Raw genomic sequence first — 16789 nt, 5'->3', positions numbered from 1 at the left:
GGCCCCGACCGCACCGGCCAAGCCCGCATGCTCGACGTGCTCGGCTATCCGTCCGTCGATGCATTGATCGACGCGGCCGTACCCTCCCAGATCCGCAGTATCGACGGGTTGCGGCTGCCCGCGGCGCGGTCCGAGGAGCAGGTGCTCGATGCGCTGCGGGCGCTGGCGGACCGCAACCAGACGCGGGTGCAGATGATCGGTCTCGGCTACCACGACACCATCACCCCCGCCGTCCTGCGCCGCAACATGCTGGAATCGCCTGCCTGGTACACCGCGTACACGCCGTACCAACCGGAGATCTCCCAGGGCAGGCTCGAAGCGCTGCTGACCTTCCAGACGGTCATCGAGGACCTCACGGCACTGCCGGTGGCCGGTGCATCACTGCTCGACGAGGCCACCGCGGTCATGGAGGCCGTGCTGCTGATGCGCCGGGCCAACAAGACCTCGAAGTCCAATCGTGTTGTGCTCGACGCAGATTGCCTGCCCCAGACGCTCGCGGTGGTGCGCGGGCGGGCCGAGTCGGTGGGCATCGAGGTGGAGGTCGCCGACCTGACGCGGGCATTGCCCGACGCTGACGCGTTCGGCGTCGTCTTCCAATCGCCCGGCGCCAGCGGCGTCGTACGCAACCACGCCCCGCTGATCGCTGCGGCCGCCGACCGCGGCATGCTCACCACGGTCGCTGCCGATCTGCTGTCGCTGACACTCATCACGGCACCCGGCGAGCAAGGTGCCGACATCGCCGTCGGCTCGGCGCAGCGGTTCGGTGTGCCGCTGTTCTTCGGTGGCCCGCACGCCGGGTACATGTCGGTGCGCTCGGGACTGGAGCGCATGCTGCCGGGGCGGTTGGTCGGCGTCTCCGTCGACGTGGACGGCAAGCCCGCCTACCGCCTCGCACTGCAAACCCGCGAACAGCACATCCGCCGGGACAAGGCGACCAGCAACATCTGCACCGCGCAGGCGCTGCTGGCCAACGTCGCCGCCATGTACGCCGCCTACCACGGTCCGGAAGGGTTGCGCGCCATCGCAACCCGCGTGCACGGTCATGCCGCCGCGCTGGCCGAGGGGCTGCGGTTCGCGGGCCGCGAGATGGTCCACGACCGGTTCTTCGACACCGTGATGGTGCGGGTCCCCGGCGGTGCCCACGACATCGTCGACGCCGCCGACCGCGCCGGAATCAACCTGCGTCTGGTCGATGCCGACCACGTCGGCATCTCCTGCGACGAGCGCACCACCGACGACATCGTGCGGCGCGTGCTCGACGTGTTCGGTGCCGTCCCTGTCGCGGTGGGCGGCGGCGTCGCGTTGCCCGCAGACCTGCTCCGCACGTCGGATTACCTGACCCATCCGGTGTTTCACCGGCACCGTTCCGAGACCGCCATGTTGCGCTTCCTGCGGGAACTCTCGGACAAGGACCTCGCGCTGGACCGCACGATGATCCCGCTGGGTTCGTGCACCATGAAGCTCAACGCCGCCGCCGAGATGGAACCCATCAGCTGGCCCGGGTTCGCTGGTATCCATCCGTACGCCCCGGCCGCGCAGACCAGCGGCTATCGGGAGTTGATCGGCAACCTTGAGGACTGGCTGGCCGAGATCACCGGCTATGACCGGGTTTCATTGCAGCCCAACGCCGGATCGCAGGGCGAGCTCGCGGGCCTGCTGGCCATCAACGCCTACCACCGGTCCCGCGGAGACGTCGAGCGCGACGTCTGCCTCATCCCGCAATCCGCGCACGGCACCAACGCCGCGTCAGCGGTTCTGGCCGGCATGCGCGTGGTGGTGGTCAAGACCGCACCCAACGGCAACATCGATGTGGAGGACCTGCAGGCGAAGCTGTCCGACCACGGCGGGCGCGTCGCGGCCATCATGCTGACCTACCCGTCGACCCACGGCGTGTACGAGACCGAGGTGCGCACGGTGTGCGATCTCGTGCACAGCGCGGGCGGCCAGGTGTACGTCGACGGAGCCAACCTGAATGCCCTTGTCGGCCTGGCCAAACCGGGTGAGTTCGGCGGCGACGTGTCACACCTGAACCTGCACAAGACGTTCTGCATCCCGCACGGGGGTGGGGGCCCGGGCGTCGGACCGGTCGCGGTGCGGGCACACCTGGCGCCGTTCCTGCCGGGCGATCCGCTGTCCGTCGACGGTCCGGCCCCGGTGTCGGCCGCGAATTACGGGTCTGCGGGCATCCTTCCGATCACCTGGGCTTACCTGGCGCTGATGGGGCCCGACGGGCTGACGGCCGCGACCAAGACCGCGGTGCTGGCCGCCAACTATCTGGCTGCGTCGCTGGCCGACCGGTACCCGGTCCTCTACACCGGGGAGTCCGGTTTGGTCGCGCACGAGTGCATCCTGGACCTGCGCGAGATCACCAAACGCACCGGGGTGACGGCCGAGGACGTCGCAAAACGGTTGATCGACTACGGTTTCCACGCGCCGACCCTGTCGTTCCCGGTCAACGGCACCCTGATGGTGGAACCCACAGAATCGGAGGATCTGGCCGAGCTGGACCGGTTCATCGCGGCCATGATCGGCATCCACGACGAGATCAGCCGGGTCGACTCAGGAGAGTGGGCGCTGGAACAGAGCCCACTGCGGCAAGCACCCCACACCGCTGAACAGGTCACCGACGCCGAATGGACGTTGCCCTACAGCAGGCAGTACGCGGCGTATCCCGTTGCCTCCCTGCGACTCAACAAATACTGGCCGCCGGTCCGCCGCATCGACGGCGTGCACGGTGACCGCAACCTCGCCTGCTCGTGCCCAGCACCCGAGGCGTTCCAGACCGAACCGAACCTGCAGGAGGCTCTCGTATGACCGACGACCACACCCCGGCTTCGCCGCTGATCGACGAACACCGGGAACTGGGCGCCAGTTTCACCGACTTCGCGGGATGGGCGATGCCACTGAAGTACGGCAGCGAACTGGCCGAGCACCGCGCGGTGCGGGAGACCGCAGGCCTGTTCGACCTCTCCCACATGGGTGAAATCTCGATCACCGGACCACAATCCGCCGCGACGCTCGATTTCGCGCTGGTCGGCGAGGCCTCCAAGATCGCCGTCGGACGCGCCAAGTACTCGCTGATGTGCGACGCCGACGGCGGCGTCATCGACGATCTGGTGGTGTACCGGCTCGCCGACGAGCACTTCCTGGTCGTCGCCAACGCCGCGAACGCCCCCACGGTGGCGGGCGAACTGCGCAGCCGGGCAGCCGAATTCGACGCCCAGGTGGACGACCAATCCACCGATACCGCACTGATCGCCGTGCAGGGCCCCGCGTCCGAAGCCATCGTGAGTTCGCTGGTGCCTGAGAATCAGCGCGAGACGGTGCGAGATCTCAAGTACTACGCGGTTACCGAGGCCACCGTGGGCGACATCGATGTGCTGCTGGCCCGCACGGGTTACACGGGGGAGGACGGCTTCGAACTCTACGTGCCCAACGCGCATGCCGTTGCCCTGTGGCGGTCCCTGCTGGCGGTCACCACTGCCGCCGGCGGGTCACCCGCAGGTCTCGCGTGCCGCGACACGCTGCGGCTGGAAGCCGGAATGGCGCTCTACGGGCACGAACTCGACAAGGCCACCAACCCCTACGAGGCGGGGCTCGGCAAGGTCGTTCGCCTGGGCAAGGAATTTGTGGGACGCGATGCACTGCAGCAGCTTTCCGGGCAGACCGTGCAGCGGGTGCTGGTGGGGCTGAAGGGCTCGACCCGGCGCGCGGCCCGGGCCGGCTACACCGTCCATCACGGTCCCGAAGGGGCCGCGGTCGGCACCGTCACCTCCGGCGCGCTGTCGCCCACCCTCGGATACCCGATCGCTCTGGCCTACCTGGACACGTCGCTCGCCGAACCGGGAACGGTTCTGCAGGTCGACATCCGCGGCAACAAAGAGCAGTTCGAAGTCACCCCGGCGCCGTTCTACCGCCGCAACTGAAAAGGAAGCACTATGGCAGACATCGCCAATTCTCATACAGTCCTGGACGATCGCAGCTACACCGAGGAACACGAATGGGTGCTGATCGTGCCCGGTGCCGCATTGCCTGACGTTCCGGTGCGGGTCGGGATCACCTCCGTCGCCGCGGCGGCGCTGGGTGATCTGGTGTTCCTCGACCTGCCTGAGGTCGGAGCCACCATCACCGCGGGCGAGACCTGCGGCGAGGTGGAATCCACCAAGACCGTGTCCGAGCTGTACCCACCGGTCAGTGGCACCGTCACCGCCGTCAACACGGCCGCTGTCGACGATCCCGCCCTCGTGACGTCCGACCCCTACGGCGAGGGCTGGCTTTTCGAGGTGCAGGCGACCGCAGCGGGAACACTGCTGACCGCTGCCGAATACGCCGCGAAGAGCGAGGCCTAGACATGACTGTGCTCGATCAGGATCTCACCGAGTTCGATCCCGAGATCGCCTCGGCCATCGGCGATGAACTTCACCGGCAGCGGCTCGGCCTGGAGATGATCGCCTCGGAGAACCACGCGCCGCTCGCGGTCATGCAGGCCCAGGGCTCGGTGCTGACCAACAAGTACGCCGAAGGCTACCCGGGCCGCCGCTACTACGGCGGCTGCGAACACATCGACGTCATCGAACGCCTCGCCATCGACCGGGTGAAGGCGCTCTTCGGCGCGGAATTCGCCAATGTGCAGCCACATTCGGGTGCTCAGGCCAATGCCGCCGTGATGCATGCGCTGATCAAACCGGGTGACACCATTCTCGGTCTGTCGCTGGACTGCGGTGGTCACCTGACCCACGGCATGCGGCTGAACTTCTCCGGCAAGCTCTACAACGTCGCCGCGTACGGGGTGTCCAAGGAGGACTACCTCATCGACATGGACGCCGTTGCCGACGCGGCCCGAGAGCACAAGCCGCAGTTGATCATTGCCGGGTGGTCGGCGTACCCGCGGCAACTCGATTTCGCGCGGTTCCGCGAGATCGCCGACGAGGTGGGTGCTTACCTGATGGTCGACATGGCCCACTTCGCGGGCCTGGTCGCCGCCGGTCTGCATCCGTCGCCGGTCCCGCACGCCCACGTCGTCACCTCCACGACGCACAAGACCCTCGGTGGTCCCCGCGGCGGTGTCATCCTCACCAACGAGGCCGACATCGCCAAGAAGATCAACTCTGCGGTGTTCCCCGGCCAGCAGGGCGGGCCGCTGGAGCACGTCATCGCTGCCAAGGCCGTCGGATTCAAGATGGCGGCCCAGCCGGAGTTCGCCGAGCGTCAGCGGCGGGTGCTGCGCGGTGCGCAGATTCTGGCCGAGCGGCTGAACCAGCCCGACGCCCATGCCGCCGGGATCACGGTGCTCACCGGCGGAACCGATGTGCACCTGGTGCTGGTGGATCTGCGCAACGCCGCCATCGACGGGCAGCAGGCCGAGGACCGGCTCGACGCCGTCGGCATCACCGTCAACCGCAACGCGGTGCCGTTCGACCCCCGCCCGCCGATGGTGACGTCGGGGCTGCGCATCGGCACCCCGGCGCTGGCCGCCCGTGGATTCGGCGACGAAGAATTCGCGAAGGTCGCCGACATCATCGTCGGTGCTCTCATCGCCGCGCCGGGCGCGAACACCGATGATCTTGCCGCGCAGGTGCGTTCCCTGGCCGAGCAATTCCCGCTGTATCCGGAGCTGTAATGGCCATCAGCGTGTTCGATCTGTTCTCGGTCGGCATCGGGCCGTCGAGTTCGCACACTGTCGGCCCGATGCGGGCCGCAGGCAGATTCGTCGACGAACTCGTCGCCCGCGACGTACTCGACGAGGTCGCCGACGTCCGCGTCGACCTGTTCGGCTCGCTGGCCGCGACCGGCGCCGGGCATGGCACCATGCCGGCGATCCTGCTGGGGCTGGAAGGCTACCGGCCCGAGACCATCGAGACCGACGACATGGAACGACGGCTCGCGGCCGTCCGGGTCGAGGGAAAGATCCAGCTCGCCGGCCGGATTCTGTTGGCGCTCACCGAAGCCGACATGGTGCTGCACCCGTTGACTCAGCTCGGGCATCCCAACGCGATGACGATCACCGCTGTGGGGGCGCAAGGTCACGAGGTATACCGCGAGACGTACTTCTCCATCGGCGGCGGATTCGTCGTCACCGAAGGGGAATCGGGCGCGCAGGGCGACGGCGAACCGGCCGACGACAATGGGTTCCGTTCCGCCGCAGATCTTTTGGCTCTCACTGAACGCGATCGGAGTTCAGTGAGCCAGGCGATGATGCGGCTGGAATGCGCGACCCGCACCGAGACCGAGGTGCGGGAGCGACTGCTGCACATCCGCGATGTGATGGTCGCCTGCCAGACCAAGGGCATGTCCCGCGACGGCTACCTGCCCGGCAACCTGCGGGTGCGGCGGCGTGCGCACGACTGGTTCGCCCGACTCGCCGCTGAAGACCCGGACCGTGACCCGGCTTTCGCCGAGGACTGGGTGAACCTGGTGGCACTGGCGGTCAACGAGGAGAACGCCTCCGGCGGACGCATCGTGACCGCGCCGACCAACGGTGCGGCAGGCATCATCCCGGCGGTCCTGTACTACGCGTTGCACTACACGCGCGCAGGGCGTGCCGACCCCGACGACGCGACCGTCCGCTTCCTGCTCACGGCCGGCGCGATCGGCTCGCTGTACAAGGAGCGGGCCTCTATCTCGGGCGCCGAGGTCGGCTGCCAGGGTGAGGTCGGCTCCGCGGCGTCGATGGCTGCCGGTGCGCTCGCCGAAATCCTCGGTGGCACACCGCAGCAGGTCGAGAACGCCGCAGAGATCGCGATGGAGCACAGCCTTGGCCTCACGTGCGATCCGATCGGTGGGCTCGTGCAGATCCCGTGCATCGAACGCAATGCCATCTCGGCAGGCAAGGCCATCAACGCCGCTCGCATGGCGCTGCGTGGTGACGGCACCCACCGGGTCAGCCTCGACGAGGTCATCGACACCATGTGGGCCACCGGGATGGACATGAGTGCCAAGTACAAAGAGACCTCCACCGGTGGGCTCGCTGTCGCGGTGAATGTCGTCGAATGCTGATGCCATGACCGTCACCCCAGAAGGGCGCCGCCTGCTGCGCCTCGAGGTCCGCAATGCGCAGACTCCGGTGGAACGCAAGCCGTCGTGGATGAAGACCACGTTCAAGACCGGCCCCGAATACCGTGAGCTGAGTGCGCTCGTGCGGCGCAACGATCTGCACACCGTGTGTCAGGAAGCGGGCTGCCCCAACATCTTCGAATGCTGGGAAGCCCGGGAGGCGACATTCCTGATCGGCGGCGATCAGTGCACCCGGCGGTGCGATTTCTGTCAGATCGCGACCGGCCGACCGGAACCACTGGACCGCGACGAGCCGCGGCGCGTGGCCGAATCGGTGGCGCAGATGCAGTTGCGCTACGCGACCGTCACCGGGGTGGCGCGGGACGATCTGCCCGACGGCGGAGCCTGGCTGTACGCCGAGACCGTCCGGCAGATCCATGCGGTCTGCCCCGGCACCGGTGTGGAACTGCTGATTCCCGATTTCACCGGGACACCCGAGCAGCTCGATGAGGTCTTCGACGCCGCCCCGGAAGTGTTGGCGCACAACCTGGAAACCGTGCCGCGCATCTGCCGCCGGATCAGGCCGGGTTTCGACTATGACCGCTCGCTCGCCGTGCTGTCACGGGCCCGCGGCCAGGGCCTCATCACCAAGTCGAACCTGATCCTCGGCATGGGGGAGACCACCGATGAGATCGTGCAGGCCCTGCGGGATCTGCACGCCGCCGGATGCCAATTGATCACCATCACCCAATACCTGCGGCCCACGCCGCGGCATCACCCCATCGAACGCTGGGTCACGCCAGACGAATTCGACGATCTCGGCGGCATCGCCCGTGAGGTCGGCTTCCTCGGGGTGATGTCCGGACCGTTGGTGCGCTCGTCCTATCGGGCCGGAACGCTCTACAACGAGGCGCGCGCCGCCATGGCAAGTCAAAGGAGCCTTACATGAATACAGCTGACGTCGTCATCCTCGGCGGCGGCCCTGGCGGTTATGCCGCTGCGATCCGCTCGGCGCAGCTCGGGCAATCGGTCATCCTGATCGACGAAGCTCAGGTGGGCGGCACCTGCCTGCACCGCGGCTGCATCCCGACCAAGGCGCTGCTGCACGCCGCCGAGGTCGCCGACAAGGCCCGCACCGCAGCCCAGTTCGGCATCAACGCCACATTCGAAGGCGTCGACCCCGAGAAGCTGCACGGGTTCAAGAACACCGTGGTCTCGCGCTTGCACAAGGGCCTCTCGGGTTTGATCGAGGGCCTCGGGATCACCGTCGTCAACGGCCGGGGCAAGCTCAGCGGACCCACCACTGTCGACGTCGACGGCACCACCATCACCGGCCGCACGATCGTGCTGGCCACCGGATCCGCCCCGAAGGTGCCCGGTGTGATCGCGACGTCAGACCGCGTGCTCACCAGCGATCAAGCACTGGAGCTCACGACCATCCCCGAAACGGCGATCATTCTCGGCGGCGGCGTGATCGGTGTCGAATTCGCCAGTCTCTGGGCCTCGTTCGGCACCAAGGTGACCATCGTCGAAGCACTGCCCCGGTTGGTGCCCAACGAGGACACCGCCATCTCCACCTACCTGGAGCGGTTGTTCCGCCGTCGCCGCATCACCGCCAAGACCGGCGCACGGGTCACCGGCGTCACCTCCGATGACGATGCCGTGCAGGTGACCCTGGAATCCGGTGATGTGCTCACCGCCGACGTGCTGCTGGTCGCGGTCGGCCGCGCCCCGCGTACCGCGGACCTCGGACTGGCCGAGAACGGCGTGACGGTCGAGGGCGGGTTCGTGGTGACCGACGACTCGTTGCGCACCAGCGTGCCAAGCGTCTACGCCATCGGCGACATCGTCGGCGGACTCCAGTTGGCGCACCGGGCATTTCAGCATGGCATCTTCGTCGCTGAGCGGATCGCGGGCCGCGAGGCCGAGTTGGTCGCCGATGCGGGCATTCCTCGGGTCACCTATTGCCATCCCGAGATCGCGTCGGTCGGGCTCACCGAGGAAGCGGCGCGTGAGCAGTACGGCGATGGCGTGGAAACCGTCACCTACGACCTGGCGGGCAACGGGCGCAGCCAGATCCTCAAGGCCTCCGGCGCGGTCAAGCTCGTGGTCGACCCGGCCGGGGCAGTGGTGGGTGTACACATGGTCGGCGCCGGGGTCTCCGAGCTCATCGGCGAGGCGCAGCTGCTCTACAACCTCGGCGTGAAGGCCGCCGAGGCGGCCCGGTTCGTCCATGCCCACCCGACCCAGAACGAGGCCTTGGGTGAGGCGCTGATGGCCGTATCCGGTGCGCCGCTTCACCTCCACGGGTAGCGCGGCCGGGCACCCCCTCACCGAGCCCCGCGAGCGTGCGTGTCTGCTGCCCGACACTCCGTGCCGGGGCAGCATTCCACGCACGCTCGCGGTGCAGAGGGATTCCGGCTTCGACTACCGGTAATCCCGATGGAACTTCATCCTGCCCTGGACGTCGACCCAGCGATCGTCCGGCCAGGCGCAGCTTCCCGGGAGCAACGTGACCCATTTGTCGGGCACCGATATCTCGCCGCGAAGCGTGTAGAAGTGGGCGACCGGCGCGCCCCACCAGGTGGAGAGATCGAAGTTCACGTGCCACTTCTCGGACTCTTGGATCGGGGCGCACGGATCGATGATTATCGTCACGTTCCCGCTGGAATTGCCCCAGAGCGTGCGGCCTTTCCACGTCCCGAGTGGCACCACGACCGCGAATGACCAGTTGACGAACTCGAAGTCGCCGATGTTGGTCTCCACCTCGTAGCTGACAATTGCCTGATTGGCGGCCGGCCCGGGCGGTTTGCCCGGTGCGGGCGGTTGATCCGGCTGGTACTTGTGCAAGACCAGGTCGTGCGTTTCCTGGTCCGGACCGGTGAGGGTGCCGGTCAACTCGTCACCAGCAAACATGCCCGTCAACTGCAGCGGGTCGCGGCTTGCCGCCGGGTCGAGCAGCTGACACTCGAGTCGTCCCGCCGCGGCCCGCCCGTCGACGATGAGTGGATCGCTTCCCGTGCCGGCCGTCACCAACTGGGCGAGGCCCCTGGCTCGGCCGTCGAACAGCAATCCCTTGTCGAGATGGATTGCTAGGTCTCCGCCTTGCGGACGTTGCAGCTTGCCGCGCCAGTGCTGACCCTCAATCAGGACGTTGCCACCGGATGTCGTCGGATACACCATCATGACCCCCTGTCACGTGCCGGATCTGCTGGCTCGTCCAGCAATCACGAACGCGAACCATCATCCGGCAATCTGTCTGCTGGCGTCGGCTGTTCGAACATGTCCGAACGAATTGCAGACGTTGGTGATCGGCATTCCGCACACTGTTGAGAAGTCGACGCCGGGGCAGCTCTCGGTCTGGCCGGCGGCAAACTACCCCCGAGTGGTCTCGCCGGTGCGTCGGTCGGGTGTCAGACGGTCAGTCGGCGGTCGCCGAACTCCTCGTCGAGGATGGCGACGAGGCGGTCGACCATCCACTCGGTGAGCATCTTGCCCTTCTCGGCGCTGGCGGCCTCGGGAGAAGAGAGCGTGCCGGTGGTCGTGGACATGCGGGTGTCGATCGGCAGCACATCGTGGTTGACCACCCGCTCTGGAGCGTCGGCCTTGATGTGCTCGGCGCGCACCAGATGGGGCGCATGATGCAGCAGCAGCGAGGTTTCGATCACCGCGGCATGCTCGAGCGCCAGGCCGGGGAAGCCGTCGGGCCAGATGGCTTGCTGGCGATCCGGCGTGAAGTCGGGGTTGGCGTCCTCCATCACGAGGATCTTCAGATCGGGATGCTTCTCGGAGATCAGGAACGCGGGCTCGTAGATGAATCCGCTGTTCTCGTAGTGCCAGTTGTACAGCACGATGTTGCGGAACCCGGCCCGCTTGAGCTCGCTGAGGATGTCCTCGAGCAGGGCGATGTAAGTGGTGGCCCGCAGTGACAGAGTGCCCGGAATATGTTGTCCGCCGCCGCTTCCCGGCCTGCTGCGGTAGCCGAACGGGACGAACTGCCCGACGACCAGGTCGGTGCGGCGGCTGGCTTCCTCCAACAGTTTCTCGGGGATCAGCCAGTCGGTGCAGACGGGCAGGTGGTGGCCGTGCTGCTCGGTCGAGCCGATCGGGATGGCGACCGGGATGTCGGCGCGCGCCGCCTCGGCGATCTCCGGCCAGGTCATCTCCCGGTAGAGACGCGGCTTCTGTTCAGTCATGTCGTAACTCCTTGTGGCTCAGTAGTTCTGGGAGACGCCGATGTTGCCGGCCGGTATGCAGGTCGACCGGCCACCGTCGACCACGAGATGCGTGCCCACCGCGTAGCTGGCTCGGTCGGACAGCAGGAACACCACGGCCTCGGCGATCTCCTGCGGCTCGCCGAACCGTCCGGCGGCGACGCTGGCCGAGATCTCGGCGATCTCGGCCTCCGGATCGGCGCTGTCCTCGAATTCGACCATGAGCAGCGGGGTGCGGGTGGTGCCTGGACACACCGAGTTGACCCGGATGCCCCAGGTCACCAATTCGGCTGCGGCACTGCGGGTCATCGCGACGATGGCGCCTTTGGTCGCGGTGTAGGCGACGAAGCCCGGCTGACCCATGAGAGCGAGCTCGGAGCCGGTGTTGACGATCGAGCCGCGCCGGCGGGACTGCATGACGCGGGCCGCCTCGCGCAGCACGTAGAACGATCCGGCCAGGTTGATCGACACCAGATCGTCGAAGTCCTTGTCGGTCGTGTCGACCAGCGGTGCGACGCGGGAGATTCCGGCATTGTTGAGCACCGCGTCGATGGGGCCGAGCTCTGCTTCGGCTCGCTCGAACGCCGCCCGCACCGCCGCGGAGTCCCGGACGTCGACGCTGACCGGCAGGGCGCGCCGGCCGTGCGCGCTCACCAGCTGTACGGCCTCGGACAGGTCGTCCTCGGGCCGGGCCAGCACGGCCACGTCGGCGCCTTCGCGGGCCAGCGTCGCGGCGGTGGCCAGCCCGATCCCGGAGGAGGCCCCGGTGACCAGCGCCGTACGGTTCGTCATCTCACCCATGTGCTGCAATCCCTTCAGAGGTTCTCGGTAGCCCGGATCCACTCGATCTGCTTCTCCAGACCCTTCTCCAGCGCCCACTGCGGCACATAGCCGAGGTCGCGTTCGGAGCGGCTCAGGTCGAATTGGACCTGCCGGTCCCAGTCGGGCAGGTAGCCGGGGCCGATGTCGAACTTGGCTTCCGGCAACAGTTTTGCGAGCAGCTCGGCGGTCTCGAACACGGTCATCCGGTCGCCGCCTGACACGAAATACGTCTGCTGGGTGAGGTTTTCGGTGGTGGAGGCGAGCCGGGCGGCGGTCGCGACATCGTCGACGTAGACGAACTGGAACCCGTGGTCACCGCCGGATTCCAGGGTGAAGGGCTCACCACGCAGGCCGGCCCGGATCATGTCGCCGAGCAGGCTGGGCATCCACAGCCCGGGGCCGTACACCTCGGTGATCCGCAGTGACACGATCTCCATGCTGTAGAGCGAGTTGTACGCGCTGCCAAGCAATTCGCCCGCCACCTTCGTGACGCCGTAGACGGTGGTCGGGGCCGGTTTGACGTCCTCGATGACGGGCCCCGGCTCGGTGATGTTGCCGAGCGCGCATTCCGACGAGAAGAACACGATGCGGCGCACGCCAGTCATGCGGGCGGCCTCGTAAACCGCAAGCGTGCCATCGGCATTGGCGGCGAACGTGGTGACCGGCAGTTCGATCGAGAGGGCCGGATGGCTCTGCCCGGCCGTGTGGATGATGCGGTCGACGCCATAGGTGGTCAGCGTGTCGGTCAGGCGGGGGATGTCGAACAGTTCGCCGAGGACCGCGACCACTCCGTCGCGAGGGTCGACGGAGTAGTCGCGGTTGTACATGATGACGCGCTCGCCTTCGGCAAGCAGTTGGTCCACCAGGTGACGACCGACGAAGCCGCGGCCGCCGGTGACGAGTGTGGTCATGGATGCTCCTCGCTGTTGTGTGGACCAGAATGCCCTGCTGGTCCGTCGGCGACAACGGACGAAACGTCATACATTCAACGATGCACGTAGGTCATACTGTCGTATGACCTTGACCGTCGGTGACGTGCTTGCCCACCCGTCGCTGCGGTCGGCCAACCCGGCCGTGCTCAGCGGCCGGGACCACCTCGACCACACCGTGCGGTGGGTGCACTCCACCGATCTGTACGACATCGCGGATCTGCTGCGAGGTGACGAGGTGCTGCTGACCAACGGTGTCGGCCTCGTCGGTGTCGACGAGGGAGGCCGCAGGCTGTACATCCGGCGGCTGGCCGAGCGGGGAGTGGCCGGATTGTTCTTCGAGGTCGGCCGGACGTTCGCGCAGGTGCCGCCGGAAATGGTCGACGAAGCGCAGCCGCTCGGGTTCCTGGTGGTCGAGTTGGCTCCGACGTTGCGGTTCACCGAGGTCGCCGAGGCGGTCAACAGTGAGCTCATCGACCGGTCGGTGTCGCGGTTGCGCTATGCCGACGAGACGTCGCGGGCCTTGTCCGAAGCGTTGGCCCGCGGCGCGACCCTGCACGAACTGATCGATCAGGTCGCGGCGATGCTCGGGACGTCGGCGCGGCTCAGTGATTACGCGGGTCGGGTGATGGTGACCGCCGGTGCCGTCGAGGGAAACGATGCGACGCGCGCGGAGGTGCCCGTCATGGTCGACGGTACGGCCTGGGGTCGGCTGTCGGTGGACCCGTCGGGTGTGCCCGAATTGCTATGCGCCGCAGTGCTGGAGCGGGCGCCGACCGTGCTTGGTCTGTGTCTGATGCGGGAACAGACCGGAATCGCGGGCACCCTGCGGGCGCAACAGTTGGTGCTCGATCAACTGGTGGCCAATCAGGCAGGCGATCATGGCGCGTTCGAAACCCGGCTCCGGGCAGCGGGTATCGCGACGTCGGGGCAGCGCTACGCGTGTGTGGCCGTCGACCCGCAGCGCGTCGACTCCGTCGCGATGGTCGCCGACACCCTGATGCATCACGTGGGCCACGGCATCTTCGGACTGGTCGACGGTCTGTTGTGCGGCGTGCTGGCGGTGTCGGCCGCCGAGCCGCGCACCGACGTCGCCACCGCGGTGCAGGCTGCGGCGCGGGCGCTGCGGTTGTCGCGAAACCGGTTGTGCATCACCGTGAGTCGCATGGTTGACGACATCGACACGTTGCCCCGGGCGATGACCGAGGCGCGGGAGACCCTGCGGCTCGGACAGGATCTCGGGGTGGCGGGTCCAGCGCTCGGGGTGCGGACGCTGGCGCTGGAACGACTGCTGGCCGGCCACGGTGACGTCGATGCCTTGCGCGCGTTCGTCGACGACCAGATCGGCGCGCTGGAACGCAGCGATGCGGCCAAAGGCGGCCAGCTGATGCGGACGCTGGAAGTGCTGATCGAGTGCGGAGGAGCCAAGGCCGAGGCGGCCAAACTGCTGCACATCCGCAGGCAGTCGCTGTACTACCGGCTGGACCAGATTGCCCGCCTGCTCGACGTGAACCTCGACCAACCCGGCCAGTTGACGACGCTCGCGGTCGCCGTCGCGGCCCGACGGATGCGCGGCGTGGTGCGGTAACTCTCTCGGCGAGCAGTCACTGCGGTACCCGAAACGCGGCGTGTCGCGGACCTGAGTGTCTGCTCGGCGGAGAGATGCGGCGGGGGAGTTGGCAGGACGTTGCCAGACTTTGTGCGTATGCACAAGGCAGGTTTACCGTTTTGTGCGGATCACTTCTCGCGCCCGTCAGTGTGACGCACGCATCATTATTCGCACAGCAGCCATCTGACCTGGAGTGCGACTGGTGAATACCCGAGAAATCGACGAGCAACCTGATGTCCTGATCATCGGCGCGGGTGCGTCCGGCGGAGTGGCGGCCCTGGAGCTGGCCCGCCACGGCCTCAAGGTCGTGTGTCTCGAACAGGGCGGCTGGAACCTGCCCGACGACTTCGCAGCCGGCAAGCCCGAATGGGAGCTGACCCGGCTCAAGCAGTGGAACGCCAGCCCGAATGTGCGGCAGAACCCGGCCGACTATCCGATCGACAGCACCGAGAGCCCGGTCGAGCCGCTGATGTTCAACGGCGTCGGCGGCAGCACCATCATGTTCTCCGGACACTGGGTGCGCGCCATGCCGTCGGACTTCCGGGTCAAGACCCTCGACGGTGTCGCCGAGGACTGGCCTTTCGGCTACGAGGACCTGCGCCCGTTCTACGACGAGGTCACCCACCACATCGGGGCGTCCGGGCTCGAAGGCGACCCGGCCTACCCCGACGCGCACACCTTCCCGCTGCCGCCGCTACCGATCGGCAAATACGGCCTGATCGCGGCCAAGGGCATGGACAAGCTGGGCTGGCACTGGTGGCCCGCGCCCAACGCCATCGCGTCACGCAAGTACAAGAACCAGGAAGCCTGCATGCGCTACGGCGCCTGCGAATCCGGCTGCCCCGTCGGCGCCAAGGCCAGCACCGACATCACCCACTGGCGTGACGCGATCAAGCTCGGCGTGCAACTGGTCACCGGAGCCCGCGTCAGCCGGATCACCGTCAACGACCGCGGGCTCGCGACCGGCGCCGAGTACATCGACCGCGACGGCACGCTGCAGCATCAGGCCGCCCGCGTGACGGTGTTGGCGGCCAACGGAATCGGCACGCCGAGACTGCTGCTGAACTCCGCCCCGGACGGCCTGGCCAACTCCTCGGGCCTGGTCGGCAAGCGACTGATGACCCACCCGTACGCCTCGGTCTACGGCGCTTACGACGAGGACATGGAGACCTGGCTCGGCCCGGCCGGCCAGGCGCTGCAATCCCTGCAGTTCTATGAGACCGACACCGACCGTGGATTCGTCCGCGGCGCGAAGTGGAACCTCATGCCGACGGGTGGCCCACTGGCGCAGACCCTCTGGGAGCCGGGCGACGACTGGCGCGACAGCTTCGGCGCGAACTTCCATCCGCGCTTGCAACGCACATTCGGCCGCTACACCGAGTGGGGCATCACTACCGAGGACCTGCCCGACGAATCCAACACCGTGACACTGGATCCCGACGTCACCGACTCCGACGGGATTCCCGCAGCCAAGATCCACTACAAGATCGGCGAGAATTGCCGGCGGATGCTGGACTTCAACGTCGCGCGGGCCGTCGAGGCCCACGAGGCCGCCGGAGCCGTTGAGATACACCCGATTCCGGTGGTTCGGCACAGCGCCTGGCATCTGCTGGGCACCACCAAGATGGGGACCGACCCGGCCAACTCCGTGGTCGACGAATGGTGCCGCACGCACGACGTGCCGAACTTGTTCATCGTGGACGGCAGCACCATGGTCACCTCGACCGGCATGAACCCCACCGCCACCATCATGGCCGTCGCGCTGCGGTCCATGCGGCACCTGACCGAAACCCGCTCCAGCATCCCCACACCGTTCTGAGGACCGCCATGCTCACTCCCGAACAGCGTCAGGTGTTCGCCACCCTGGCCGAAACCCTCATCCCGGCAAGCGACACCATGCCGTCGGCCACCACGGCAGAGGTGTCCGGCGCCCTGCTCGACCAAGCCCTGGGCTATCGGCCCGATCTCGTCGACGCGCTCACCGCCGCACTGGATTCCAGTGCGGACAAGGACCCCGAAGCCGCATTGGACAGCCTCGCCACGGAGCAGCCGGGAGGGTTCGAGGCGCTGACCGTGCTGGCCGCGGGTGCCTACTTCCTCAGCCCCGCAGTGAAAGCCGCCATGCCCTATGACGCGGCACCGCGCCCCGCGCGCGACGACATGGACAGCTACGTCGACATGCTCGAGCACGTCGTCGACCGCGGCTTCGTCATCCGCTGATC

14 protein-coding genes are annotated in these 16789 nt (G+C 67.4%); 10 read left to right on the top strand and 4 right to left on the bottom strand.

Annotation, left to right across the window (positions count from 1 at the left end; translation table 11 throughout):
• Positions 1–27 precede the first annotated feature (27 nt).
• The 7 genes from gcvP to lpdA are packed head-to-tail and all read left to right on the top strand — an operon-like array spanning position 28 to position 9306.
• Positions 28–2814: an aminomethyl-transferring glycine dehydrogenase gene (gcvP, locus tag BTO20_RS32730; RefSeq protein ID WP_232491294.1), complete on the top strand. Its 2787-nt coding sequence runs from the start codon at positions 28–30 to the stop codon at positions 2812–2814.
• On the top strand, positions 2811–3926 hold the full coding sequence (gene gcvT / locus BTO20_RS32725) for a glycine cleavage system aminomethyltransferase GcvT (RefSeq protein WP_087080181.1): 1116 nt from the start codon (positions 2811–2813) through the stop codon (positions 3924–3926). The genes gcvP and gcvT overlap by 4 nt, the downstream gene beginning before the upstream one ends.
• 12 nt (positions 3927–3938) lie before the next feature.
• Positions 3939–4349, top strand: coding sequence for a glycine cleavage system protein GcvH (gcvH, locus tag BTO20_RS32720; protein WP_087080179.1), 411 nt, complete (start codon positions 3939–3941; stop codon positions 4347–4349).
• Positions 4350–4351: 2 nt separating this feature from the next.
• A complete protein-coding gene (gene glyA, locus BTO20_RS32715) occupies positions 4352–5620 on the top strand; it encodes a serine hydroxymethyltransferase (protein WP_087080177.1) in 1269 nt (422 codons plus the stop codon).
• Positions 5620–6996, top strand: a complete 1377-nt coding sequence (locus BTO20_RS32710; protein ID WP_087080175.1) for an L-serine ammonia-lyase — start codon at positions 5620–5622, stop codon at positions 6994–6996. Before glyA ends, BTO20_RS32710 begins: the two co-directional genes overlap by 1 nt.
• 4 nt (positions 6997–7000) lie before the next feature.
• Complete coding sequence (lipA, locus tag BTO20_RS32705; protein WP_087080173.1) at positions 7001–7942, top strand: lipoyl synthase; 942 nt, start codon at positions 7001–7003, stop codon at positions 7940–7942.
• Positions 7939–9306: a dihydrolipoyl dehydrogenase gene (gene lpdA, locus BTO20_RS32700; RefSeq protein WP_087080171.1), complete on the top strand. Its 1368-nt coding sequence runs from the start codon at positions 7939–7941 to the stop codon at positions 9304–9306. Before lipA ends, lpdA begins: the two co-directional genes overlap by 4 nt.
• A gap of 114 nt (positions 9307–9420) precedes the next feature.
• Here lpdA and BTO20_RS32695 read toward each other — a convergent pair whose 3' ends face one another.
• The 4 genes from BTO20_RS32695 to BTO20_RS32680 form a co-directional block, all read right to left on the bottom strand.
• Positions 9421–10176, bottom strand: coding sequence for a hypothetical protein (locus tag BTO20_RS32695; RefSeq protein ID WP_157680383.1), 756 nt, complete (start codon positions 10174–10176; stop codon positions 9421–9423).
• 230 nt (positions 10177–10406) lie between these two features.
• A complete protein-coding gene (locus tag BTO20_RS32690) occupies positions 10407–11189 on the bottom strand; it encodes a creatininase (RefSeq protein ID WP_087080166.1) in 783 nt (260 codons plus the stop codon).
• Between the two features lie 18 nt (positions 11190–11207).
• Positions 11208–12008, bottom strand: coding sequence for an SDR family NAD(P)-dependent oxidoreductase (locus BTO20_RS32685; protein WP_232490922.1), 801 nt, complete (start codon positions 12006–12008; stop codon positions 11208–11210).
• Positions 12009–12022: 14 nt separating this feature from the next.
• Positions 12023–12940, bottom strand: coding sequence for an NAD-dependent epimerase/dehydratase family protein (locus tag BTO20_RS32680; protein WP_087080164.1), 918 nt, complete (start codon positions 12938–12940; stop codon positions 12023–12025).
• Positions 12941–13043: 103 nt separating this feature from the next.
• Between BTO20_RS32680 and BTO20_RS32675 the strand changes: the two genes are divergently transcribed.
• The 3 genes from BTO20_RS32675 (at position 13044) to BTO20_RS32665 (ending at position 16787) form a co-directional block, all read left to right on the top strand.
• A complete protein-coding gene (locus BTO20_RS32675) occupies positions 13044–14546 on the top strand; it encodes a PucR family transcriptional regulator (protein WP_198344150.1) in 1503 nt (500 codons plus the stop codon).
• 214 nt (positions 14547–14760) lie between these two features.
• A complete protein-coding gene (locus tag BTO20_RS32670; RefSeq protein ID WP_087080160.1) occupies positions 14761–16386 on the top strand; it encodes a GMC family oxidoreductase in 1626 nt (541 codons plus the stop codon).
• Positions 16387–16394: 8 nt separating this feature from the next.
• Entirely contained in the window at positions 16395–16787 is a 393-nt protein-coding gene (locus BTO20_RS32665) for a hypothetical protein (RefSeq protein ID WP_087080158.1), read from the top strand.
• The last annotated feature ends 2 nt before the right edge of the window (positions 16788–16789 follow it).

Source organism: Mycobacterium dioxanotrophicus (assembly GCF_002157835.1).
Lineage (GTDB): Bacteria > Actinomycetota > Actinomycetes > Mycobacteriales > Mycobacteriaceae > Mycobacterium > Mycobacterium dioxanotrophicus.
Note: the sequence above shows the minus strand (reverse complement) of the source record. Positions and strands in the feature narration are given on the sequence as shown.

Bases quoted from the DNA above. Each gene is read 5' to 3' on its own strand.
- BTO20_RS32710 (WP_087080175.1), top strand. From the start codon at position 5,620: ATGGCCATCAGCGTGTTCGATCTGTTCTCGGTCGGCATCGGGCCGTCG.
- gcvT (WP_087080181.1), top strand. From the start codon at position 2,811: ATGACCGACGACCACACCCCGGCTTCGCCGCTGATCGACGAACACCGG.
- lipA (WP_087080173.1), top strand. From the start codon at position 7,001: ATGACCGTCACCCCAGAAGGGCGCCGCCTGCTGCGCCTCGAGGTCCGC.
- BTO20_RS32695 (WP_157680383.1), bottom strand. From the start codon at position 10,176: ATGGTGTATCCGACGACATCCGGTGGCAACGTCCTGATTGAGGGTCAG.
- BTO20_RS32665 (WP_087080158.1), top strand. From the start codon at position 16,395: ATGCTCACTCCCGAACAGCGTCAGGTGTTCGCCACCCTGGCCGAAACC.
- BTO20_RS32675 (WP_198344150.1), top strand. From the start codon at position 13,044: ATGACCTTGACCGTCGGTGACGTGCTTGCCCACCCGTCGCTGCGGTCG.
- BTO20_RS32685 (WP_232490922.1), bottom strand. From the start codon at position 12,008: ATGGGTGAGATGACGAACCGTACGGCGCTGGTCACCGGGGCCTCCTCC.
- BTO20_RS32690 (WP_087080166.1), bottom strand. From the start codon at position 11,189: ATGACTGAACAGAAGCCGCGTCTCTACCGGGAGATGACCTGGCCGGAG.
- lpdA (WP_087080171.1), top strand. From the start codon at position 7,939: ATGAATACAGCTGACGTCGTCATCCTCGGCGGCGGCCCTGGCGGTTAT.
- glyA (WP_087080177.1), top strand. From the start codon at position 4,352: ATGACTGTGCTCGATCAGGATCTCACCGAGTTCGATCCCGAGATCGCC.
- gcvH (WP_087080179.1), top strand. From the start codon at position 3,939: ATGGCAGACATCGCCAATTCTCATACAGTCCTGGACGATCGCAGCTAC.
- gcvP (WP_232491294.1), top strand. From the start codon at position 28: ATGCTCGACGTGCTCGGCTATCCGTCCGTCGATGCATTGATCGACGCG.
- BTO20_RS32680 (WP_087080164.1), bottom strand. From the start codon at position 12,940: ATGACCACACTCGTCACCGGCGGCCGCGGCTTCGTCGGTCGTCACCTG.